24 protein-coding genes and 1 tRNA gene are annotated in these 21992 nt (G+C 62.9%); 21 read left to right on the top strand and 4 right to left on the bottom strand.

Translation table 11 applies throughout. The features are described 5' to 3' along the window. Positions 1–6 precede the first annotated feature (6 nt). The 9 genes from G6N77_RS06840 to G6N77_RS06800 all read left to right on the top strand — a co-directional run bounded on the left by G6N77_RS06840 (position 7) and on the right by G6N77_RS06800 (position 8106). Entirely contained in the window at positions 7–900 is an 894-nt protein-coding gene (locus tag G6N77_RS06840; protein ID WP_165181273.1) for a ParA family protein, read from the top strand. Positions 901–970: 70 nt separating this feature from the next. Then, positions 971–1927 carry a segregation and condensation protein A gene (locus G6N77_RS06835; RefSeq protein ID WP_306987491.1) on the top strand — a complete coding sequence of 319 codons (957 nt, stop codon included), beginning with the start codon at positions 971–973 and terminating at the stop codon, positions 1925–1927. Continuing rightward, positions 1924–2541, top strand: a complete 618-nt coding sequence (gene scpB / locus G6N77_RS06830) for an SMC-Scp complex subunit ScpB (RefSeq protein ID WP_165181272.1) — start codon at positions 1924–1926, stop codon at positions 2539–2541. The genes G6N77_RS06835 and scpB overlap by 4 nt, the downstream gene beginning before the upstream one ends. A 108-nt stretch (positions 2542–2649) precedes the next feature. Further along, positions 2650–3792: a pseudouridine synthase gene (locus G6N77_RS06825; protein ID WP_165181271.1), complete on the top strand. Its 1143-nt coding sequence runs from the start codon at positions 2650–2652 to the stop codon at positions 3790–3792. A 7-nt stretch (positions 3793–3799) separates the two neighbouring features. Continuing rightward, entirely contained in the window at positions 3800–4903 is a 1104-nt protein-coding gene (locus tag G6N77_RS06820; RefSeq protein ID WP_165181270.1) for a prephenate dehydrogenase, read from the top strand. Between the two features lie 5 nt (positions 4904–4908). Then, complete coding sequence (gene cmk, locus G6N77_RS06815; RefSeq protein WP_165181269.1) at positions 4909–5640, top strand: (d)CMP kinase; 732 nt, start codon at positions 4909–4911, stop codon at positions 5638–5640. Beyond that, on the top strand, positions 5637–6371 hold the full coding sequence (locus G6N77_RS06810; protein ID WP_165181268.1) for a lysophospholipid acyltransferase family protein: 735 nt from the start codon (positions 5637–5639) through the stop codon (positions 6369–6371). Before cmk ends, G6N77_RS06810 begins: the two co-directional genes overlap by 4 nt. Further along, positions 6368–7924: a ribosome biogenesis GTPase Der gene (gene der / locus G6N77_RS06805; RefSeq protein ID WP_165181267.1), complete on the top strand. Its 1557-nt coding sequence runs from the start codon at positions 6368–6370 to the stop codon at positions 7922–7924. Before G6N77_RS06810 ends, der begins: the two co-directional genes overlap by 4 nt. 108 nt (positions 7925–8032) lie before the next feature. Beyond that, a tRNA-Pro gene (locus G6N77_RS06800) sits at positions 8033–8106 on the top strand. Positions 8107–8121: 15 nt separating this feature from the next. On the opposite strand, the gene G6N77_RS06795 is transcribed toward G6N77_RS06800, so the two are convergent. After that, the gene (locus G6N77_RS06795) at positions 8122–9411 is read right to left on the bottom strand and encodes a site-specific integrase (RefSeq protein WP_165181266.1); all 1290 of its coding nucleotides are present in this window, start codon (positions 9409–9411) and stop codon (positions 8122–8124) included. A gap of 13 nt (positions 9412–9424) precedes the next feature. Next, complete coding sequence (locus tag G6N77_RS06790; protein WP_165181265.1) at positions 9425–10390, bottom strand: helix-turn-helix domain-containing protein; 966 nt, start codon at positions 10388–10390, stop codon at positions 9425–9427. A 182-nt stretch (positions 10391–10572) separates the two neighbouring features. Here G6N77_RS06790 and G6N77_RS06785 point away from each other — a divergent pair, with 182 nt between their 5' ends. From G6N77_RS06785 to G6N77_RS20430, 12 genes are all read left to right on the top strand, one after another. Then, positions 10573–10788, top strand: a complete 216-nt coding sequence (locus G6N77_RS06785) for a helix-turn-helix transcriptional regulator (protein ID WP_240901743.1) — start codon at positions 10573–10575, stop codon at positions 10786–10788. Next, positions 10788–11033: a helix-turn-helix domain-containing protein gene (locus G6N77_RS20440; RefSeq protein WP_165181310.1), complete on the top strand. Its 246-nt coding sequence runs from the start codon at positions 10788–10790 to the stop codon at positions 11031–11033. The genes G6N77_RS06785 and G6N77_RS20440 overlap by 1 nt, the downstream gene beginning before the upstream one ends. After that, on the top strand, positions 11033–11380 hold the full coding sequence (locus tag G6N77_RS06775) for a hypothetical protein (RefSeq protein ID WP_165181264.1): 348 nt from the start codon (positions 11033–11035) through the stop codon (positions 11378–11380). Before G6N77_RS20440 ends, G6N77_RS06775 begins: the two co-directional genes overlap by 1 nt. Positions 11381–11397: 17 nt before the next feature. Continuing rightward, the gene (locus G6N77_RS06770) at positions 11398–12039 is read left to right on the top strand and encodes a hypothetical protein (protein WP_165181263.1); all 642 of its coding nucleotides are present in this window, start codon (positions 11398–11400) and stop codon (positions 12037–12039) included. 80 nt (positions 12040–12119) lie between these two features. Next, complete coding sequence (locus tag G6N77_RS06765; RefSeq protein WP_165181262.1) at positions 12120–12422, top strand: hypothetical protein; 303 nt, start codon at positions 12120–12122, stop codon at positions 12420–12422. Between the two features lie 32 nt (positions 12423–12454). After that, on the top strand, positions 12455–13468 hold the full coding sequence (locus tag G6N77_RS06760) for a hypothetical protein (RefSeq protein WP_165181261.1): 1014 nt from the start codon (positions 12455–12457) through the stop codon (positions 13466–13468). After that, positions 13452–14786, top strand: coding sequence for a DnaB-like helicase C-terminal domain-containing protein (locus G6N77_RS06755; RefSeq protein WP_165181260.1), 1335 nt, complete (start codon positions 13452–13454; stop codon positions 14784–14786). Before G6N77_RS06760 ends, G6N77_RS06755 begins: the two co-directional genes overlap by 17 nt. A 293-nt stretch (positions 14787–15079) precedes the next feature. Further along, on the top strand, positions 15080–15520 hold the full coding sequence (locus tag G6N77_RS06750; protein ID WP_165181259.1) for a helix-turn-helix domain-containing protein: 441 nt from the start codon (positions 15080–15082) through the stop codon (positions 15518–15520). A gap of 63 nt (positions 15521–15583) precedes the next feature. Next, positions 15584–19267 carry a phage tail tape measure protein gene (locus G6N77_RS06745; protein ID WP_165181258.1) on the top strand — a complete coding sequence of 1228 codons (3684 nt, stop codon included), beginning with the start codon at positions 15584–15586 and terminating at the stop codon, positions 19265–19267. Between the two features lie 57 nt (positions 19268–19324). Continuing rightward, a complete protein-coding gene (locus G6N77_RS06740) occupies positions 19325–19546 on the top strand; it encodes a hypothetical protein (RefSeq protein WP_165181257.1) in 222 nt (73 codons plus the stop codon). Positions 19547–19598: 52 nt separating this feature from the next. Beyond that, positions 19599–19886, top strand: coding sequence for a helix-turn-helix domain-containing protein (locus G6N77_RS20435; protein ID WP_165181256.1), 288 nt, complete (start codon positions 19599–19601; stop codon positions 19884–19886). After that, positions 19883–20173, top strand: a complete 291-nt coding sequence (locus G6N77_RS20430; RefSeq protein WP_165181255.1) for a helix-turn-helix domain-containing protein — start codon at positions 19883–19885, stop codon at positions 20171–20173. The genes G6N77_RS20435 and G6N77_RS20430 overlap by 4 nt, the downstream gene beginning before the upstream one ends. A gap of 92 nt (positions 20174–20265) precedes the next feature. On the opposite strand, the gene G6N77_RS06725 is transcribed toward G6N77_RS20430, so the two are convergent. Beyond that, on the bottom strand, positions 20266–20910 hold the full coding sequence (locus tag G6N77_RS06725) for a hypothetical protein (protein ID WP_165181254.1): 645 nt from the start codon (positions 20908–20910) through the stop codon (positions 20266–20268). A 3-nt stretch (positions 20911–20913) separates the two neighbouring features. Beyond that, positions 20914–21834 carry a DUF2510 domain-containing protein gene (locus G6N77_RS06720; RefSeq protein WP_165181253.1) on the bottom strand — a complete coding sequence of 307 codons (921 nt, stop codon included), beginning with the start codon at positions 21832–21834 and terminating at the stop codon, positions 20914–20916. Positions 21835–21992: the final 158 nt, after the last annotated feature.

The raw sequence follows: 21992 nt of genomic DNA, 5'->3' as shown, positions 1-21992 counted from the left end.
TGATAGGTGAGCAACGAGCAGGGTTCAACAACTCTTGAAGGCGTGGACATGGATGACGCCGTCATGGGACCCACCGGACGCCCCCTGACCGACTTCCCCGAGCCCCCCGTGCTGTCCTCGCACGGCCCGGCCCGCGTCATTGCCATGGTCAACCAGAAGGGCGGCGTGGGAAAAACAACGTCGACCATCAACCTGGGTGCTGCCCTTGCCGAGGCCGGGCGCAAGGTATTGCTGGTGGACTTTGACCCCCAAGGCGCCCTGTCCGCCGGGCTGGGCACCAACCCCCACGAACTGGACCTGACGGTTTACAACGTGCTGATGGACCGGAAAGTGGACATCCGCGACGCCATCCTGCACACCGAGATTGAAAACATAGACATTCTCCCGGCGAACATCGACCTGTCCGCGGCGGAAGTCCAGCTGGTCAACGAAGTGGCCCGCGAACAGGTCCTGGCCAGCGCGCTGCGCAAGGTCGAGGACAACTACGACGTGGTCCTCATTGACTGCCAGCCCTCCCTGGGGCTGCTGACCGTCAACGCCCTGACCGCGGCCCACGGCGTCATCATCCCGCTGATCTGCGAGTTCTTTGCACTCCGTGCCGTGGCCCTGCTGGTGGAAACCATTGACAAGGTCCAGGACCGGCTGAACCCCGGGCTGCAGGTGGACGGCGTCCTCGCCACCATGTATGACGCCCGCACCCTCCACGCCCGCGAAGTGCTGGCCCGCCTGGTGGAGGCCTTCGGCGACAAGGTCTTCGAGACCGTCATCAAGCGCACCATCAAGTTTGCCGACGCCTCGGTGGCCGCCGAACCCATCACCACCTACGCCGGCAACCACCAGGGTGCCGATTCCTACCGCCGCCTCGCCAAAGAGCTGATCGCCCGTGGCGGCGCACCCTAAGCTGGACGTCCACGAAGAGGGCGCGGGGATCGCGCCAAGCGCAGCTTCCGAACGGGAAGGCTCCGAACGGATTGGTTCCGCGGCGGACGGTTCTGAACGGGACACTTCCGGCAAGGCGCGTTTTGAGGTGCGCCTGGACAACTTCACCGGCCCGTTTGACCTGCTGCTGAGCCTGATTTCCAAGCATGAAATGGACATCACGGACGTGGCCATCGCCACTGTCACGGATGAGTTCATCAGCTACCTCAAGGCGCTCCAGGAGCTGGGGGAGGAGTGGGCGCTGGATGAGGCCAGCGAATTCCTGGTCCTAGCCGCCACCCTCCTGGACCTCAAGGCCGCCCGGCTCCTGCCCGCCGGGGAAGTCGAGAACGACGACGACCTGGCCCTCCTGGAGGCACGCGACCTGCTGTTCGCGAGGCTGCTGCAATACAAGGCATTCAAGGACGTGGCCGGGCTGATGGGCGCAGAGCTGGAGCGGGAGGCCCTGCGCTTCCCCCGGCTGGTGGGCCTGGAGCCGCACTTTGCCGCACTCCTGCCCGAGCTTGTGTGGCGCCACACGCCGGAGGAATTTGCCGCCCTTGCAGCCGCCGCCATGGCCCCGCGGGACGCCCCAGCCACCGAGGTGGGCCTGTCCCACCTGCACGTGCAGCCCGTCAGCGTCCGCGAGCAGGCGGCCATCATCACGGCCATGCTGACGGCGGGCATGCCCGACGACGGCGACCCCGCCGCGGCAGGCTGGACCGGACACCCGCTGTCCTTCCGAACCCTGAGCGCCGACGCCGCGAACCCGCTGGTGGTCATTGCCCGCTTCCTGGCCCTTCTGGAACTCTTCCGCGATGCCGTGGTGACCTTTGACCAGGCCAGCCCGCTGGGGGAGCTGCTGGTGCGCTGGAGTGCAGGCGCCCGCCACACGCTTCACACCGACAGCGACTTCGACGACGAAGACGGCGGCCAGCATTCCAGCCACGGCCAGCACCACGGCCCTAACCAGCATCCAGAAATGCAACCCGCGGAGGCGGCCCCATGAACGGTGGAAACGACCCGGCCACGGACGAAGTGGCCGCCAATGCCGGCACGCTCCATGCCGCACTGGAGGCAGTGCTGATGGTGGTGGAGGAACCCGTGCCAGAAGAGCAGCTGGCCGCGGTGGTGGGGCTGCCCACGGCGCAGGTGCGTGACGCACTCCACGAACTGGCGCGCGAGTACGACGGCTATACTAGGGACGGTGGCACTGTACCGGTGCGCGGCTTTGAACTGCGGCAACTTGCCGGAGGTTGGCGTGTTTATTCACGTCCCGCATATTCCGGGATCGTGTCACAGTTTGTTGTGGACGGCCAAACGGCCCGGCTCACGCAGGCGGCCTTGGAGACCCTGGCGGTGATTGCTTACCGCCAACCCGTCTCGCGGGCCCGGGTTTCCGCCGTCCGTGGCGTGAACGTGGATTCGGTGGTGAGGACGCTGGCGCAGCGCGGATTAATTGAGGAAGTGGGCACCGACCCGGTGTCAGGGGCATTCCTGTACCGCACCACAGCGTACTTTTTGGAACGTTTGGGGATTGGAAGCGTGGAAGAGTTGCCGCAAATCGCACAGCACTTGCCTGGTCTGGAAAACCTCCATGACTATATCGACGCCCAACTGTAGCAAGCCCCGCCCGATCAGCAATGCCCAACCCGGCCCCTGCAGCAGTCCTCGAGTTTATGGGGGCAGCCCACCTGAGCACGACAACTTTTTAGCATTAAGGAAAAACACATGACACCGTCGCCCCGTTCCGGGAGCTCTTCCGGAAACAACCAGCCGCGAGGCGGCAATTCCCGATTCGGCGCGCCGCGATCCGGCGCCCCCAAGTCGGGCGGCTTCAAGGGAGCCGGAGCCCCGAAGTCCGACGGCGCGCCGCGAGCCGGTGCATCCCGGTCGGGCGCCCCGAAGTCGGGGGGCAAGTTTGGCGGCCCCAAGACCGGCGCAACCTCCGGGGCCAGCAAGTTCGGTGCCCGCGCCGCGGCCCGGTCCGGGACGGGTGCGGGAACCCGCAAGCCCTCGCAGACCGGAGCCCGCCCGTACAAGAACGACCAGTACGGCCGCAACTTGGGACCGGTCAAGAACCGTCCCACCGAGCAGAACCGCCGCCCTGAGCGCACCACTGACGACGTGGACATCCACAATGCCGAGGGCATCCGGCTGCAAAAGGTAATGGCCATGGCCGGTGTGGCGTCGCGGCGCCTGTGCGAGGACATGATCCTTGAAGGCCGTGTCCAGGTGGACGGCGTCACCGTCACCCAGCTGGGCCTGCGCGTGGATCCGGAAACCGCTGACATCGCCGTGGACGGCATGACCATCCAGACCAATGAATCAATGGTCTACATGGTCTTCAACAAGCCCAAGGGCGTGGTCTCCACCATGGACGACCCCGAGGGCCGCCCGTGCATCAGCGACTTCCTGAAGAAGCGCCAAACCCGTGAGCGCCTGTTCCATGTGGGCCGGCTGGACACCAACACCGAGGGCCTGCTGCTGCTGACCAACGACGGCGAGCTGTCCAACCGCCTCAGCCACCCGAAGTACGGCGTGCAAAAGACGTACTTGGTGCAGGTCCGCGGCCCCATGGCCCACGGCATTGGCGCGCAGCTGAAGGACGGCGTGGAGCTGGAGGACGGCTGGGCCAAGGTTGACTCCTTCCGCCTGGTGGATTCCACCCCGGGCCACGTGCTGGCCGAAGTGGTGCTGCACTCGGGCAAGAACCGTATTGTGCGCCGCATGTTTGACGCCGTCGGCTACCCGGTGGAGCGCCTGGTGCGTGTGAAGTTTGGGCCCATTGCGTTGGGCGACCAGCGCCAGGGCAGCATCCGCGTGCTGGGGCGCCACGAGGTGGGCCACCTGCTTGCAGAAGTGGGGATGTAGGCCGCGGATGAACCCTTCGCACTTGAACGGGCCCGTGCTGGTGCTCGGCAGCGGACTGCTGGGCGCCAGCATCGGTCTGGGGCTGCGGGCCCACGGCCTTGACGTGGTCCTTTCGGACCCGTCCCCGTCAGCACAGGCCGTGGCCGTCGACATTGGCGCCGGCCGTGCCTTTGACGACGCCGAAAACCTCAGCCCCGAACTGGTGGTGGTCGCGGCGCCGCCCGACGTCACCGCAGCGGTGGTGGCCGGTGCCCTGCAAAGGTACCCGGCCGCCGTCGTGGTTGACATTGCCAGCGTGAAGGTGGCAATTGCCCGGGAACTGGAAGACATTCTGGGCAGCGGCAGCGAGCTGCTGCACCGCTACGTGGGCACGCACCCCATGGCGGGCCGGGAGAAATCCGGGCCCGTGGCGGCGCGCTCGGAGCTGTTCAACTCGATGCCGTGGGTGCTCTGCCCCTCCGAGGCCAGCTCAAAGCATGCGGTGAAGGTGGCGCATTCGCTGGCCATTGACCTGGACGCGGTGGTGTTTCGCTTCACCCCTGACGAGCACGACGCCGCCGTGGCGCTGGTGAGTCACCTCCCGCAGCTCATGAGCTCCCTGGTGGCCAGCCGGCTCCAGGAAACACCTGCCCATGCCCTTTCGCTGGCCGGAAACGGGCTGCGCGACGTGACCAGGATTGCCGCCAGCGATCCGGCGCTCTGGGTGCAGATTCTGGGAGCCAACGCACCCAAGCTGCTCGAACTCATGCAGGGCGTCCGGGCGGACCTGGACAGGCTCATCAACACCCTCAGCGCGCCCACTGCACCCGGTGCGCGGCTGGACCTGGCGCAGCTGATGGCCGAGGGCAACGCAGGGCAGACCCGGATCCCCGGCAAGCACGGCGGCCCGGCGCAGCAGTATTCGTGGCTGACCGTGCTGGTGGACGACAAGCCCGGACAGATCGCCAAGCTGTTGACGGAGATTGGCGACATTGGCGTGAACGTGGAAGATTTGCGGCTTGACCACTCGGCCGGGGTGCAGGTGGGCATGGTGGAACTTTCCGTCGTGCCGTCGAAGCGCCTGAGCCTGGTGGAGGACCTGACGGAACGCGGTTGGAAGGTAATTTTGTGACGGACATGTATGTTTCATTCCCGGAGCCCGTGGCGGCCGTGGAAGTGCTGCGCCAGGGCAAGCCGCTGGTCGTGGCCATTGACGGGCCGTCCGGGTCCGGGAAGTCCAGCGTCAGCAAGGCCGTGGCCAAGCGGCTGGGCCTGGCTTTCCTGGACACGGGGGCCATGTACCGCGCCGTGGCGTGGCACTGCCTCAACGGCCGCATCAACCTGGAAAACGCCGCCGCCGTGGAAGGCGCAGCGCGCACCATCGGGTTGGAACAAAGCCTCACCCCGGACGGCGAGTACATCAAGGTCAACGGCATCAATGTCACCGGCCCCATCCGCACCCCCGAAGTCACGGCCGCCGTCAGTGCCGTCGCCACGAACCTGGGCGCCCGCGCCGAACTGGTCCGGCGCCAGCAGGACATCATTGCCAAGTCCGGTGCCCGCATTGTGGTGGAGGGCAGGGACATCACCACGGTGGTGGCCCCGCACGCCGAGGCCCGGCTGATCCTCACGGCCAGCGAGGAAGCGCGCCTGCGCCGCCGCGGCCTGCAGCTGGGCGGCGCCCAGACCGATGCGCAGTTGCGAGAACTTGTCCTGGCCAGGGACGCCCGCGATTCCACCGTGGTCGAGTTCCACCAGGCCGCCGACGGCGTGTTCACCGTGGACTCCTCCGAGCTGGACTTTGCCGAGACGGTTTCCGCCGTCCTGACCGTGGTGCGCCGGGCCGTAAACGAGGGCCCCGCTGCATGAACAGGACGACGGCGGCACGCGGCGGGGCGCTGCGCGTCCTGTCGGCGGCCCCGCCCCGCTGGAAGACGCGCTGGAGCCGCCCCCTGGGCCGGATCCTTGACCACGTGGTGTACCGCACCGCGGTGTCCGGCCGGGAAAACATCCCGGCCACTGGCCCCGTCATCTTTGCCGCCAACCACCTGAGCTACCTCGACGGGCCCGTCATGGTGGGTGCCGCCAGCCGGTACATGCACGTGATGGTCCGCCACGACATGTTCAAGGGCTTCCTGGGCTGGGTGCTCCACAGTTCGGGGCAAATTCCGGTCAACCGGGCCGGCGACAGGTCCGCCCTCCAGTTTGCCAAGGGCGTGCTGGACCGCGGCGACTGCGTCGGCATCCTGCCGGAGGGCACGCGCGGCACCGGGGATGCCGCCACCATGAACGGCGGGGTGGCGTGGCTGGCGCTGAACTCGGGCGCCGCCGTCGTTCCCGTTGCCATCCTCGGCACCCGCCGGGGGCACGAACACCGCAACACCATTCCCCGCCCGCGTCGCCAGCTGTACGTGGTGTTTGGGGAGCCGCTGGAGATTGGCCGCGAACCGGGAGTTTCCGGGCGTGTTTCAATGGACAGGGCAAGCGAAAAAATACGGCTTCGGCTGGCAGCGCACATTGCGGCTGCCACGGCCGCCACAGGGCAGGAACTGCCTGAGGACGGCCACCCCACTTCAAAGCACAAAGGACAGCAACCATGAGCGACCCACAGTCTGCCACGCACCCCGGCGAGGGTGAGCTTGGTCACCAGGATTACGTGCCCACCGGTACCGACCATGTTGCCGAAAGGCTCGCGGAAATCTCCGATGAGGACGCCGAGGCGCGCGCCGCGGGCCTGCTGGCTGGCCTGTCCAACTATGAGCTTGATGACGAGGACGCCGCGCTGCTGGCCGGCGGGTTCGACGACGGCACCTCCGAGGATGCCCTGCGCCAGGACCCGGTGCTCGCCATTGTGGGACGCCCAAACGTGGGCAAGTCCACGCTGGTGAACCGCATCCTGGGCCGCCGCGAGGCCGTGGTGGAGGACACTCCCGGCGTGACCCGCGACAGGGTGCAGTACACGGCCAACTGGAACGGGCGCGATTTCACCGTGGTGGACACCGGCGGCTGGGAACGGGACGCCCGGGGCATTGACCTGCGCGTGGCCGAACAGGCTGAGATCGCCGTGGAAATGGCCGACGCCGTGTTGCTGGTGGTGGACGCCATTGTGGGCATCACCTCCTCCGACGAGGCCATTGTGAGGATGCTGCGCAAGGCCAAAAAGCCTGTCATCCTGGCCGGCAACAAGGTGGACGACATTGTGCAGGAGGCCGACAACGCGTCGCTGTGGGGCCTTGGCCTGGGGGAACCGTACCCGGTTTCAGCCGTCCACGGGCGCGGCGTGGCGGACCTGCTGGACAAGGTCATGGACACCCTGCCGGAATTCTCCGCCGTCGCCGGCGTGGAGCGCACCGGCGGGCCCCGGCGCATTGCCCTCATTGGCCGCCCGAACGTGGGGAAGTCGTCGCTGCTGAACAAGCTGGCGGGCTCCGACCGTGTGGTGGTGGACAATGTTGCCGGCACCACGCGCGACCCGGTCGATGAATTGATTGAGTTGGGGGACCGCACCTGGCGCTTTGTGGACACGGCAGGCATCCGCCGCCGCCAGCACATGGCCCAGGGTGCCGACTTCTACGCCTCGCTGCGCACACAGACAGCGTTGGAGAAGGCCGAAGTGGCCGTTGTGCTGCTGGCCGTGGATGAAATCCTCAGCGAGCAGGACGTGCGCATCCTCCAGCTGGCCATCGAATCCGGCCGCGCCCTGGTGCTGGCGTTCAACAAGTGGGACCTGCTGGACGACGAGCGCCGCAAGTACCTGGAACGCGAAATTGAGCAGGACCTGGCGCATGTGGAGTGGGCGCCGCGGGTGAATATTTCCGCCAAAACCGGCTGGCACAAGGACAAGCTGGTGCCCGCGCTGGACCTGGCGCTGGAGAACTGGGACCGCCGCATCCCCACGGGCCGCCTCAACGCGTTCCTGGGCGAGCTGGTTTCCGAGCACCCGCACCCTGTCCGTGGCGGCAAGCAGCCGCGCATCCTCTTCGGCACCCAGGCCTCCAGCCGCCCGCCGAAGTTCGTGCTGTTCACCACCGGCTTCCTGGATCCGGGCTACCGCCGCTTCATCACCCGCCGCCTGCGCGAGACGTTTGGCTTCGAGGGCACGCCCATCGAGGTCAGCATGCGCGTGCGTGAAAAGCGCAGCCGCAAAAAGTAGCATCCTGAGAGCCCCGTCACAGGCGGAATGGTCACTCCGACCTTTTTTATGGGGTAAGCTTTTTCAGGTGGTTCGGCCACGGGAGATGTCTTCCGGAAGCTGAACTTTCGGGCTGTAGCGCAGCTTGGTAGCGCACTTGACTGGGGGTCAAGGGGTCGCAGGTTCAAATCCTGTCAGCCCGACCGAACAAAAACCGCTCAAACACTGGGAATTAGCCCTGTGGTTGGGCGGTTTTTTTCATGCTCAGGGGTCGAAATCTGCCCTTGTGTGTGCACTGTGTGTGCACCAGAGCTGCGAGCGGGCACCAGAGCCGCCGCTCCTTGCGCCGCATCCCTCGATGCGGAGCCGATGAGGTGACCGTAAATGTCCGAGGTAATGCTGATGGAGCTGTGCCCCAACCGCTTGGACACGACGGCTATGTCGACGCCGGAAGCAATCATCAAGGCGGCATGTTCGTGCCGTGAGCCGTGGAGTGTCAGCTTGGGTAGTTTTGCGTTCACTCGGATCCGGTCGAACAGCCGTGTCGCATATTGCGGCTTCAGGGGCCGGCCGTCCTCCATGGTGAATACGTACCCGCTGGCTGTGTATGCCTCTTGGCCGTCCGTCTGCTCTTGGGCTTGGAGGATCTGCAGTGCGACGAAAGCGCCCACGCTGCGATCGTCCAGGTCCACGGTGCGCCTGCCTGACGCGGTCTTCGTCGGATTCTCCACCACCTGCCCCTTTGCCTGCACCCGGTTGTTCCGAACGGAGATGGTCCGTTTGATGAGGTCGACGTCGGTCCAACGGAGCCCGAGCAGTTCGCCGCGTCGCAAGCCCGTGAACATGGCCACCTCAAACAACGCCCCGAGGCGGTGCTTCGCTGCTTCGTCCAGGAACACCCCGACCTCGGCCGGTTCCCAGGCATGGACCTCGCCCGAGTCGACGGTTGGCAGCTCCAGCTCAGTCGCCGGGTTGTGGTCGATCCGGTTTGAACGGGCGGCGGCGCGAAGCGAACCCTGGAGGACGGCGGCAACGCGGCGCACCGTTGTTGCACCGCGCCCGGCTGCAGTCAGAGATCCCAAGAATTCGTTGATGTGGAACCGGCGGATGTCAGTGAGTGCCATCGCGCCGAGTGGGGATGGCTTGATGTCGTTGTCGATGTAGCGGCGATAGTTATCTACGGTCGTTTGGCGAAGGCCCTGCCCAGTTGCCGCGCGCCGGGGGAGCCACGCGTCCAGATAGGTCGCCAGCGTTTCCCTGGTGGGCGCGATGTACGTTCCCCGGTCGACCTTGCTGGCGACGTCGTTGCGGGCCTCTCGTGCCGCCTTCTGGGTTGAGAATCCGGTCTTGCGGTACTGGATGCGCTTCCGGGTGATTGGATCGATCCCGCCGGCAACGTAGTAGCCCCACGAACCATGCTTCGGGTTCTCCAGTTTGGGGCAACTCGCCCCGTACTGCTTCCCGTTTTCGTCCCGGCATGCACAGCGCCGGAACACGTGTTTGCTCATTTCTGCTGCCTTCCTACTTCACGTCGTTGTTGGGATCGTCGTTCGAGTCCGGGTCCGCGACGGCCCGGTACTTCAGGCGTTCGAGTTGCTCCGGGCTTAGCGGGGCACCTCCCTGCATTTCGCGAATCGCATCTTCGATCGTTTCCGTTCGGCTTGCCGGAGCAGTAGAATTCGTCCCCTGGCCTTGTTCGTCGTCCTCGTCGCCATCTAACTCATCGCCCCCAAATCCGTCGCGCCAGTTCGGATCGGAAATTACTTGGTGTCTGAGCCGTTCGAGGGTATCCTCGCTTAGCGCTACACCGTCCGGCCACGCGTGGAGTTCCTCTTCGAGGGTGGGCGGCACCTTCCGGGGTTGGGTAGCTCCGGAGAGGTGGCGTGGAGCGTCGCCGACGGTTGCTGTTCGCCTCGACCAAGCCTTGAACTCCTCGGCTACAGCCTCGACTTCATCATCGCTCCAGACTTCTGCGCCGTCAGAGCTTGCAGTCTCGGGATCGGCAAATGTTGGAGCCGATAGATCGCGCCCAGTGTCGTCGAGATTCCGCAGTCGATTGATGATTGGATCTTGCGTCTCAAGCGCCATTCCAAGATCGGACACGGCGCGAATTATCTTGGACTTGCTGGCGGCTAGCTGCTCACCTATCTCGACGAAGAACTGGCGCGTGGTCGGTTGTTCAATTCCGCTGGTCATTCCCTGCAGTTCGGCGGGTGAAAGTCTAAGGTCCGGCGTTATGTCCACTTTCCATGTGCCGCCAGCACGGTAGAGATCTCTGAAGGTGCAACTCAGCACCTTGCAGAGGGCTACCATCTCGGCGGCGATGAACGAACGTTTGCCCGTTTCCGCTGCTGAGACAACTTGGGCTGACCAAGCCTTCCCCAGAATCAGTCCCAACCGCTGGCCGAAGTCGGTTTGCGACTCTTGGCCTCGCAAACGGCGGACGTTCTCGCCGATCACTTGCTCAAGGCTTCGGGTGGAATTCATACGTCTACTCTTTCGATCTCGCCATGCTCACGATCGGGCGTGCGGCGGTTGAATCAAGCTCAGGATTGAACTTGAAGATAGTTCTACGTAAAGCTTGACACAGTGATCGTAACGATGCAATTATAAAGATGGGCATTGAAAATGGTCAAGTATCAATTTTCACATTGAATTGAGGAGTTGCCTTGGACGAAACGTTGAAGTCTACTGAAGCACCCGTCGAACGACTTGTAAGCGTCGAGGAGGTCGCTGAGCGTTTAGGAATCAAGGTTCACACCTTGTATCTCTGGCGAACAAAGGGGAAGGGACCGCGCGCTGTGCGTGTTGGTAAATACTTGCGCTATCGCTGGATGGACGTCTTGGCCTGGGAAGAATCCCAAATGGATTTGAGCGTGGCGTGATGGAGCCCGGAGCTGTGGCTTATGCGCCAGAGATCGAAACGCTCCTGTCGAGGGCTACCCTGACTGCGCCGGAACTCGCCAAGGTTCTTGGCGTGGGGCGCCGCCAAATGTACGAGGCGCTAAATCGTGGGGACATCCCGCACATTCAGCTCGGCCGACGAATTCTTGTGTCGACCCGAGTCGTCCGACGGCTCCTGGAAACAGGGTCCGTCACCGAGTCGCCCGAAGCCATGGCTTCGGTTTAGTGAAAAAAGAAACGGCTTGGGTGTCCGCCAAGATCAACCCAAGCCATCAACCATCAAATGGAGAAATACTGATGTCTAAGAATAGGGTCACCGTCAAGCGGTTGGCAAGCAAAAGTTTTATCGAGGATGTCGAGGAAAGTCGGCAGTCCGGTACCCCAACCTTCTTGGGGCCGAAGGCGTACTCCGAGTCCGGACGGCTTGGCATTTTTGCCACGTTCACGAAGGATTCGGGTGTCGTGTGGAACGTTGACCATTCGGTCGACGCTACGTTCTCTTCCGAGGAGATTCTCTCTTTCCTCGGCGCCGTGGCCGCAATGGATGTCGATGCCATCGGCGGTGCGCGATGACGACTTATTTTGTGCCAATGAACGATTCTCCCGCCCGGCTCATGGCTGACCTCAAGGCGGCGAACCATGTCATGGACTGCGTTTCCGGGAGCTCGCTGGCCGAATCTGTCGAAGTTCAGGCATCCGTCATGCCTCATGTTGGATTCATGCCGCCGCGTGACCCAAACAAGTCGCCGCTGTGGCGGGGGCCGCGACTTCGGACCGGTACCGATCGGCACGTGTGGGCGGATCTCGTTTGGACACCTGAGACAGGCATTCGCTTTCGGCAGGATCAGGACCCTACGAACCACCCGGATCATAGCTCGGAAGAATACCTGCAGTGGATGGACCGGCTCGAAGACCTCCTGGACGAGGCGGAACGCGGTGCCGCGCAGTGCACCGTTCCCGGCTGTGTGGAGGACGGTCCAGATCACACAGCGGAGTCCATGCACGCGTCCGAGGTCGAGTGGCTGTGTGCCGACGACGGCGCCTTTGGTGGGCTCTTGAGCATGAACTACACCCTCGAGGGTGGGCAGGACGGAGCATACCTCGAGTTCACGCAGGACACTTTTGCGGGCAGCCTCGACGACTTGGCCGCATTCGCGGATGCTCTTGCCGATGTCGCAGCGCAGTTGAAGGCGAAAGCTCAGCGCTCGCCGTTCTCAACTCACAGGGCCTAGCCCGTTCACGCCGGCCACCACGGCGAGCTGCAGCACCAAACATCGGAGCCGTTCCCAGGAGCGGCAGCAAGAAGGCACCGTTGACCGAGATAGTTCTCAGCATCCATTTTGAGAAGTTCCGATTCAGTAACTCAAGGAGGTACGACACCATCGAGCTCGAACGGCAGCACGCATGGCAGCTTGGCGAACTGCCATATGGGACAACCGTCAGGCTCGACGTCGGGGGACTGCCACCGATCCCCGACAACCTCGGATGGCACAGGTATGGACTGGAATACATCGTCGACGCAACCGACGTGACCACCGCCCTGCAATGGTGCAGCATGCTCGATCAGCACCTGGACGCCATCGCCGGCCACGCAATCGAATCCTGGGGTGCATAGTGGCCCGGACGTTTGCACAGGTGCGACTCGACATGTGGGCTGACCCCGATGTTCGGAAACTCCAGGAACGTGAGCAGCGGCTCTATCTGCTGTTGCTCACTCATGACCTGACGTTCGCAGGCGTGGCAGATTGGCGCCCTGCACGCCTCGCCGGGTTCGCGGCGGACAGTACGGCGGAATCCATCCGCGAAGCCGCCCACGGGCTTGCCAGGGCGTCGTTCGTCGTCATCGATGAGGGCACGGAAGAGATCATGCTCCGTTCGTTCCTTCGCCATGACGGGCTGCTCCGCCAACCAAAGATATCCGTCTCGATGGCCAATGCCTACGCCGCGACCTCATCGGCGACGATTCGCGGTGTGCTGGTTCACGAGCTGCTCCGGCTCAGCGTGGAGTATCCCGAATGGGTGGCCTGGACCTTGCCGCAGGTACAGAAGATCCTTGGCCACGACGCCATCGACCCGAAGACTTTGCCCGTGCCGGATGGCCCCGGTTTAGAGGACGGTTTACCCATAGGTTTAGGGTCAGCTTTACCCATAGGTTTACCCATAGGTTTAGGGGTCCACTTACCAAGTGCCAAGGGGTCCACTAAGGGGTTGCCTACTCCTGCTCCTACTCCTGATCCAAACAACCTACTCCATTCCGAAAACCAAGCCCCCGACGAAATCGAACCGAAGCGGCCTTCAGGAGCCATATCCAAGTCGAAGCCTGCCGGCTCCGACGCGGTAGATATTCGACCAGATGTCCAAGCCGTGATCGACTGCATGTCCGAGTGCCTGACGGCCAACGATGTCCGATTCAAAGTCGGGAAAGGCTGGCATGAATCCGCCCGGCTATTGATCGATCGGGACAAATACACTGTGCAACAGATCACCTGGCTAATTCGATGGGCAACCGCCGACAGTTTCTGGAAAGCCAACATCCTGTCGCTGCCAAAGTTCCGGGCACAGTTCGAACAGCTCAAGATCAAATCGAAGTCGCAGTACGAAGCGGGGAAGCCGGAAACCTACGTGCCGTCATACTGGGCGGCGGTTGACGCCATTGGGTGACGAACAACTTCCAGGGCCACCCCAGGACGTCGAGGCGGAAAGGGCCGTACTTGGTGGCATGATGCTCTCCAAGAACGCGATCACGGATGCGTCCGAGATCCTCCACGGCAGCGACTTCTACCGTCCCGTCCATGAGTCCATCTTCACGGCCATCATGCACCTGTACGTGACAAACCAGCCAGCCGACCAAATCACCGTCTCCAGCGAGCTGCAGCGCCGCAACGAACTCGACAATGTCGGCGGCGCCGCATACATCCACCAACTGGCCGGCGCCACTCCAGCCGTCGCATCAGTCCCGTTTTATGCCGACATCGTCAAGAAGAAATCCACGCTGCGCCAGCTCGGTGCGGCCGGCAGGAAAATCACACAACTGGCCGGCACTGGAGGGAGCCCGACCGACGCTGTACAGCAAGCACGCGCCCTGGTCGATTCCTGCACCGACCTCGGCGAAGGCGGCATCCTCTCGATGGCAGAAACCATCGACGCAACCCTCACCCGACTCACCGAAAAGGCCAGGTTTGTCCCCACGCCGTGGGACGCGCTCAACCAGATCATGAGCGGGTGGCGTCCCGGCGCCCAACACGTCATCGGTGCACGGCCGGGCGTCGGCAAAACACTCGTCGGGCTGCAAGCCGCTCTGGCGCTCGCCGACAATGGCAACGTCCTGTTCACGTCCATGGAGATGTCCCGTGACGAACTGCAGGGACGCGCGATCGCCCAGCTTGCTGAGATTCCCACCGGAAATATTGACCGGCGGTCCCTCACGGATTCGCAGTGGCAGAATATCGCAGATGCCCGCCAACGGCTGTTGAAGACGCTTTACATCGACGACCGGGCAAACCAGACCCCCACCACGATCCGATCTGCAGCCCGCACCGTTGCCAGGGCGGGCAAGCTCTCAGGCATCGTCGTCGACTACATCCAGCTCATGACCGACGCGAGCGGGATCAAACGAAACCGACAAGAGCAGGTGTCGGACTTCTCACGGCAGCTGAAGCTCCTGGCCAAGGATCTCGACGTCCCCGTCATCACCCTGTCCCAGCTCAACCGGCAGTCCGAAGCCCGGAACGACAAGCGCCCCCTGATCTCGGACATGCGCGACTCGGGGGCAGTGGAGCAAGATGCTGACATCGTCCTTCTGCTTCACCGCGACATGGAAAAGAGCCCCGGCTTGATTTCCATAGCCGTTGCCAAAAACCGGCATGGCCTGACAGGTGGAACGGAATTGAAGTTCGATGGCGCATACTCACGAGTCCTGGACCGCCCACGAACGGCGTACTCGGCCTACGGGTCAACCGACCGGAGGGACCTGAATTGAAGTCGAGTGACAACTGCCCAGACCGGCAACGCGCCCTGATCCCTGACGCGCTGATGGCGGGCATTATCCGCCAAACGGTCATCGACGCGCTCCCGAAGGCTTGGCGGACACTGCCCAGCGGACGATATGCAGCGGATGTCATCGCCACTGCATCGATGCTCCGAATCAGTCAGGCCAGGCAAGCTGCGAGCGCGTCAGACCTTATGGATGCGCCATGACATGCCCGAACCTCATGAACGGTCCACGACGGCAAGCAATCGGTTCGCAACCGTGGCGCGCGACGAGGCAGGGTGGTGGAACTGGTTTATCAAGCTGAGCGTCCGCTGCTGGGTGCTCACGTCTCCGGTGTGGCGGCGCAGTGGATCAGTGTCCGGTTGCCGTCGGAGGCTGTTGATGACACTTGCAGGAATTTCCAGGCCAATGGGAAGCCGGAGCTGGCCCTTGAGCTGCGGCAGACCATGGCCGGAATTAGGGCGGCGGCTGCCGTTTACATCGAGCGCCGGAACGCTACGACTTCCGCCAGCGGTAGTGCGGAACTTCCGCCTCGGCCTGTAACGAAAGACTCAAATCATGAATATCTGTCGGTAGCAGACGCCGCAATCCGTTTGGGATTGTCTGAGCGCAGGGTCCGTCAGATTTTGAGCGCCGGCAGGATGCCCGGATATCGCCAGGCACGGCAGTGGGTGATCGATCCCCAAGCCTTGGAAGACTACAAGATGGGTAGGACGAATTGAACCGTTCAATGAAGAAAATACGGGTGGCATTCGTTGTGAATGCCGCCCGCGTGGGGGCCTGAGATGGGTTTGCTTCCTCCGCTGCTTGTTGAGATCACCGCCCGCGCCGACCAAGTGTTTGCCACGTTCCACAAGGTCAATGCCGAAGCGGACGCGATGGCGAAGAAGACCAGCACGGCCGCTGACCGGTCGGCTGCGTCGTGGCATCGCATGCAGGGCGCGTCGAAGGCGATGGCCATTGGCACCGCCGCGTCTGCCCTCATCGTCGGCACCGCGTCCATTGAGGCTGCGACCAAGTTTGAGAAGTCCACGACACTCCTTGTCACCGCTGGCGGGGAGTCGAAAACGGCCATCGGCGCGGTCCGTGACGGGATCCTCGCCATCGCATCCTCCACCGGCACCAGCACCGCCCAACTCTCCGAGGGCATGTACGTCATGGAGAAGGCCGGTTACCGGGGCGCCGACGGTCTGAAGGTGTTGAAGGCTGCCGCGCAGGGTGCGAAGGCCGAAAACGTGGATCTGGCGACGATGACGCAGGCCGTGTCCGACGTCATGATCGACTACCACAAGAAGGCCGGCGACGCGGTCAGTGTCACCAACTCCATGGTGACCGCGTCCGGTTTGGCGAAGACGACGATGCAGGACTTTGCCGGGTCCATGGCGTCCATCATCCCGATCGGCTCATCCATGGGCCTGTCATTCGCCCAGCTTGGCGGTGCCATTGCGACGATGACCCAGCATGGCGAGTCCGCACAGCAGTCGACCCAGAACCTCGCCAACCTGGTGCAGAACCTGTCCAAACCTTCCAGCATCGCATCGTCCGCGATGAACCAGTTGGGCATCAACGTCACCGACCTGACCAAGAACCTGGGCACGCGCGGTCTGACCGGGACGATGAAGATCGTCACCGACGCGATCACCAACCACATGGGCCCTGCCGGTCTGGTGGTGCAGGACATCATGAAGAAGTCCGCGAACGCCACGCAAGACTTGACGGCGATGATGGGGAAGATGCCGCCCGAACTGGCGAAAGCATCCCAAGCGTTCATGGACGGGACGATCTCCCAGAAGGAATACCAGAAAACTTTCAAGGGCATGGGCGCCGAAGGGTCCGCCATGGGGAAGCAGTTCCTGACCCTCGCCCAAACGACCAAGGGTTACAACGACCAGATCAAGGGCGGCACACCCCAGTTCCAAACCTACAACGCGATGCTGTCGAAAATGACTGGCGGCATCACGGGCCTGAAAACGTCCCTCATGCTGACCGGCGAGAACACGGCATCCTTCAACAAGAACGTGGCCGAGATCGGCAAGTCTGCCAAGAAGTCCGGTTCTGACATTGCCACATGGGGCGATACATCCTCCACCACGGCGGTCAAGCTCGACCAGGTCAAAGAGACCGTCGGCGTGCTCGGCATCAAGATCGGTGGCATACTCCTGCCAATCGTCAAGAACGCTGCTGACGTGTTTTTGGGCTTTGTGAAGTATCTGAGTCAGAACAAGGGCGTTGCGCTTGGGCTGGGCATTGCGCTCGGCACACTCGCCGTCGGACTATCCTCCATCTACGTGGTGACCAAACTGGTCAAGGTCGCGCAGGAAGGCTGGGCCATCGCCACAAAGCTGGCGGCTGGTGCCCAATGGCTGCTGAACGCCGCGCTGACGGCGAACCCCATCGGTCTTGTTGTCCTGGCAATCGCTGCGCTTGTGGGCGGGTTCATCCTCGCCTACAACAAAATCGGATGGTTCAAGGACGGCGTCAACGCGGCGTTCAAGTTCGTCAAGGACGTCATCGGCAACGTCGGCAACTGGTTCACCGGAACTTTGGTGCCCATGTGGAACACGGCCGTTGCGTCGGTGGGGAAGTTCTTCGGCGACGTCGGACACACCATTGGCGACATCATGGGCGGCATCTCCACCGTGATCGGCAACGTGGTCGGTTTCATTGGCAAGCACTGGAAGCTGCTACTCGCACTGGTGCTGGGTCCGCTCGGCCTGATCATCGACTTCATCGCCACCAACTGGACCTCGATCACAAAAACGTTCTCCGCTGTTTGGAAGGCCGTCACTACGGTCACGTCGGCGGCATGGAAGGGCATCAGCGACGTCATCGGCGGCGCTTACAACTGGATCAAGAACAACGTGATCAACCTTTTCAAGCTCGAAATCAAGGGCTGGGGCGCGGTCTTCACGTGGTTGTGGAAGGACATTGTCTCCCCCGTGTTTTCGGGGATCAGGGATGTCATGTCCACGGCATGGAACTGGGTCAAGGCGAACGTCATTGACCGGTTCGTGCTTGGCCTGCAGGTCTGGGGCGACCGGTTCACCTGGTTGTGGAAGAACATTGTGGTGCCCGTGTTTGATGGCATCCGCAACGTGATGAACACCGGTTGGCAGTGGATCGACCACAACGTGTTTACCCCGTTCAAGACAGGCATCTCCGCCATCGGCACTGCCTTCGACGCGACCCAGAAGTTCATTGGCACAGCGTGGGACAAGATCAAGGATGCCGCAGCAAAGCCCGTCCACTGGATTGTGGATACGATCTACACCGGGGGAATCAAAAAGGTTTGGGACGGCATCGCCACGGCAGTCGGGATTGATCTTCATTTGCCCGATGCGCCCAAGTTCGCCAACGGCGGTGTTGCCGGGTTCGCCGGCGGCGGTGTTGGGGGCATCAACCCCGGCTACCGTCCGGGCCATGACTCCATCCCGGCCATGACGTCTCCCGGTGAGGCGTGGATGGTGCCTGAGTGGACCAAGGCTGTGGGTGCGGACAACGTACACCGCTGGAACCGTCTCGCCCGCCACGGCGGCCCTGGAGCCGTTCGCAAGGATATGGGTTTCGCCGAGGGTGGCATCGCTCACTTCACTGGAGGCGGTGTCGCCGGGTTGCTGGGCGGCATCGGTTCCGCGATCGGTGGAGCCGTAAACAACGTCTCCAGCTTTGTGAGCGGCGCGTTCAAGGACGTTGCCGGGTTCCTGTCTGATCCGCTCGGGTCGATCATGAAGCTGATCATGGGACCGGTCAAAGCCCTGGCGAAGTCGGCTCCAGGCGGCGACCTTGGCAAGCTGGCCATGCAACTGCCCATCGACGTCGTCACCGGGTTGGGTGCGAAGGTCAAGGAGCTGTTGGGCGGTTCTGCCGGAACCAAGACGCCCGGCGGTTCTGGCGGTGGCACTCCCGGGAACTCCAGCATCGGCGGAACTGCTCAATGGTCTTCGATGGTCCTGAAGGCGCTGTTCATGATGGGGCAGCCTGACAGCCTGCTCACGACGACGCTGCGCCGCATGAACCAGGAGTCTGGCGGCAACGCAAACGCCATCAACCTGACCGACTCCAACGCGGCGGCGGGCATCCCGTCCAAGGGCCTCATGCAGGTCATCGATCCAACGTTCGCCGCGTACGCCATGCCCGGGTACAGCTCGAACATTTACGACCCCATGTCGAACATTCTCGCGTCCATGCACTACGCGATCAGCCGTTACGGTTCACTGGCCGGCGCATACAACCGGCCGGGCGGTTACGCGCTCGGGGGTGTGGTCCCGGTCTTTGATCAGGGCGGCATGGTTCCCCCGGGGAAGTCGATGATCGACAACCAGACCGGGGCGTGGGAACGCCTGTCCAACACCACCGATGGCGGCGGCGGGCAGACGATCAACAACTACAACTACGTCACGACGCACACGAACGCGACGGGGCCACAAATCGCGGGCGCCATCGGCTGGGCACTCGCACGACAAAGCTAGACAAACGGGGCGGCACCCTTCACCGGGTGCCGCCCCCCGAACTGGAATCAGGCGGCTGTGGAACAAACCACATTTCCTATTCAGAGCACGACCTTTACCGAATTGCTGGAGCTGTGCCAGACACGCCTCGGCATGACGGCGAGCGCCGCCAGAGCCCACATCCTGGGACTGCTTGCAGCGGCCAATGTGGAGCATGCCTGGACGGTAAAAGATCCGGGCACTAACGCAGCTCTCGCGCTCGCAGCCGGTAACTACCGCCGGCTTCCAAACTTGATCTAGAGATTAGACGGCCTAATTAGCTTTTGCTTTCAGACGGTGGAAAGATTTGAAGATGGTTCCCAATGAAAGCGCAAGCCCAACAGGAAACAGCACCGCAGGTCCTCCAGTTGTTTATACGGTCGTGGAGGTTGCCCGCATCCTGCGCATCGACCCCGAAACGGTCAGGCGCAATGCCCACCGCGGATACTGGCCATGCCGAAAATTTGGCCCGAAGACAATTCGCTTCACTTGCGGCGACTTGTCCGAGATTCTTGAACTCGTCAAGCCTGCCCCACCGGCTCCACCAGTGGAACGCCGCATAGGCACATCGTCACGTCGCAGAAAGGCCGGGACGCAATGAGCACCGATAATGCAGGACCAGGGAGCATAACCCCGGAACCGTTGGGGTCCGTGCAGGTCTATACGCCGCAAGAAGTCGCGACACTCCTGCACACGTCCGACCGGTGGATTAGAGACAACATCCGTTCCGGCAAATTCCCCCACCTCCGCGTCGGCAAAGGACGCATCATCATCACAGCGGCGCAACTCGATGAGATCGTGGCCCTTTGTACCCGCGCACCATCCCCGCCAGCGACAGAGCGCCGGATTGGTACCGTGGCGGACAGGCGGCGAGCGCGCGGCAGGTGACGCGGGTGGACGAGTCTTTCTTGTCCAACCATTGGGAGAGGAAGCGCCCCAACCATCCGGGATTTCCGGATGGTTGGGGCGCTTTTTTGTGTCTACTTCCCGGGGATCTGATACTCCCAGCCGGCATCCACACCCATGATCTTGTACACCAGCGTGCCCCGCGTGGATGGCACGTCAATGACAAACGCGCCCGTGGACTTGTCCCCCGGCAGAATGCTGTTCTCAATCTGATCCTTGCCCGGCAGGCACGCCAACGCGGCCGACGTCGCAGTCCCGGCGCCCGAAGTGTTCCCATCCGGAGTGACCAGCGTCCACCCATAATCGGCAGCGAACCCCGACGCCAGGGCCGGATTGGTCTTCGCCGCCGTGCCCGTCACCACCGTCTCCACTATCTCGATAAAGTGGCCATTCTCCGGTTTCGTCGCACCCGGACCCGTGCATTGCGGGTCCACAATGATCTTGTCCACCGTGAACTTGACCATCATGTTGCCGTTGTTCGTATCCGTGAGCCCCGCAGGTTCGCCCACGGCCTTGATGTGGTTGCCGCGCACGGACAATGTCGGCGGCGCAACGGTGGGCGGCGCGGTCGTCGGCGCTGGCGTGGTTGCCACCAGGGCAGGCTGGGCCGTTGCCGTCCTGCTGGCGACTGGCTGGCTGGTTGTCGCGGCGGCACCGCCGCACCCGGCCAGTACTATGACGGAGGCGATGAAGATGGGTATGACCGGTGACCGATTCACGGGTTAGTCACCGCCAGCCAATAGGCGGATCTTCTGCGTCGCGAACTCTTCTTCAGTCAGAAGTCCACGGTCCATCAACGACGCGAGCTTCTCGAGTTGCGATGCCACGTCGATGCCAGATGCCGGGGCGCCGGCGGGTGATTGGTGGGCGTTGGTGATGTTCTCACGGGCCAGGTTCACGAGTTGCTGGAACTGGGTGTCGGCCTTGGCGCTGAAGGTGACGACGTTATCCGCCTCAATGGCGTTGTTGCCCTTGCCCCTGTCAGCCCAGTAGCTCAGCCTGTTGTTGTTCTGGTTGGACGCTGAATTTACGACGACCATGCGCGTGACGGCGTGCTTCTTCATCTCCACCGACGTCAGATTCTTATAGTCGAACCCGGTGCATTTGCCACCGAACGTTTGTCCAGTCTGGAATCCCCACTTCAGGATGTACAGCCGCCGGTCGGTCAACACGATGGCTTGGCCGAAGTCGCCCTGCAGCTTGCCCACAATGCGCTCGCCGTCAGGTAGATTCTCGGCGAGGATGGACTCTCCGCGCTTGTCGAGATCGACGATCAGAGGATTGCCTTCTGACAACCCGGAAGTCGGCCGATTACCCCCGAATTGAGGTTGTATTTCAGGGCTGGCCGCCTTACCGGATGATGCCGTTGCTGTGACTGCCTGTGTAGGGGCCATGAGTTCGGCATAGGACAGGCCCCCCGCCTCCATGGCCTTGATCTCCTTGGACTCACGGAGACTGCGCTTCCACGAAGACTTGTTCGCGGCAGGGTGATCGTTGACCCAGGGTGCTGTGGCTGTTGGGACCGTTGGCGGTGGCGGGGGAGTCGCGGCGGGGCGGGTCTGTTCCGTCCATTGGTTGCCGTCCCACCACCGCTCTGTCATAGAGCCGCTTGATTCCGGATACCAGCCTGCTGGGATGCTCATTGCCCTACCACCTTGGAATTAGACCCGGCGTCTATGACGGGTTGTGTGCTGATCGTACCGCCGCGCACCGACAACGAAGCTTTGACCGGCCCGCCGCAACCTTGACTGGCCCGCAAGCCAAACCGTGACCGCGTTCCCTGCCGGATCCGCACAAGTCA

It is taken from the genome of Arthrobacter silviterrae (assembly GCF_011045165.1).
Taxonomy (GTDB): domain Bacteria; phylum Actinomycetota; class Actinomycetes; order Actinomycetales; family Micrococcaceae; genus Specibacter; species Specibacter silviterrae.
Note: the sequence above shows the minus strand (reverse complement) of the source record. Positions and strands in the feature narration are given on the sequence as shown.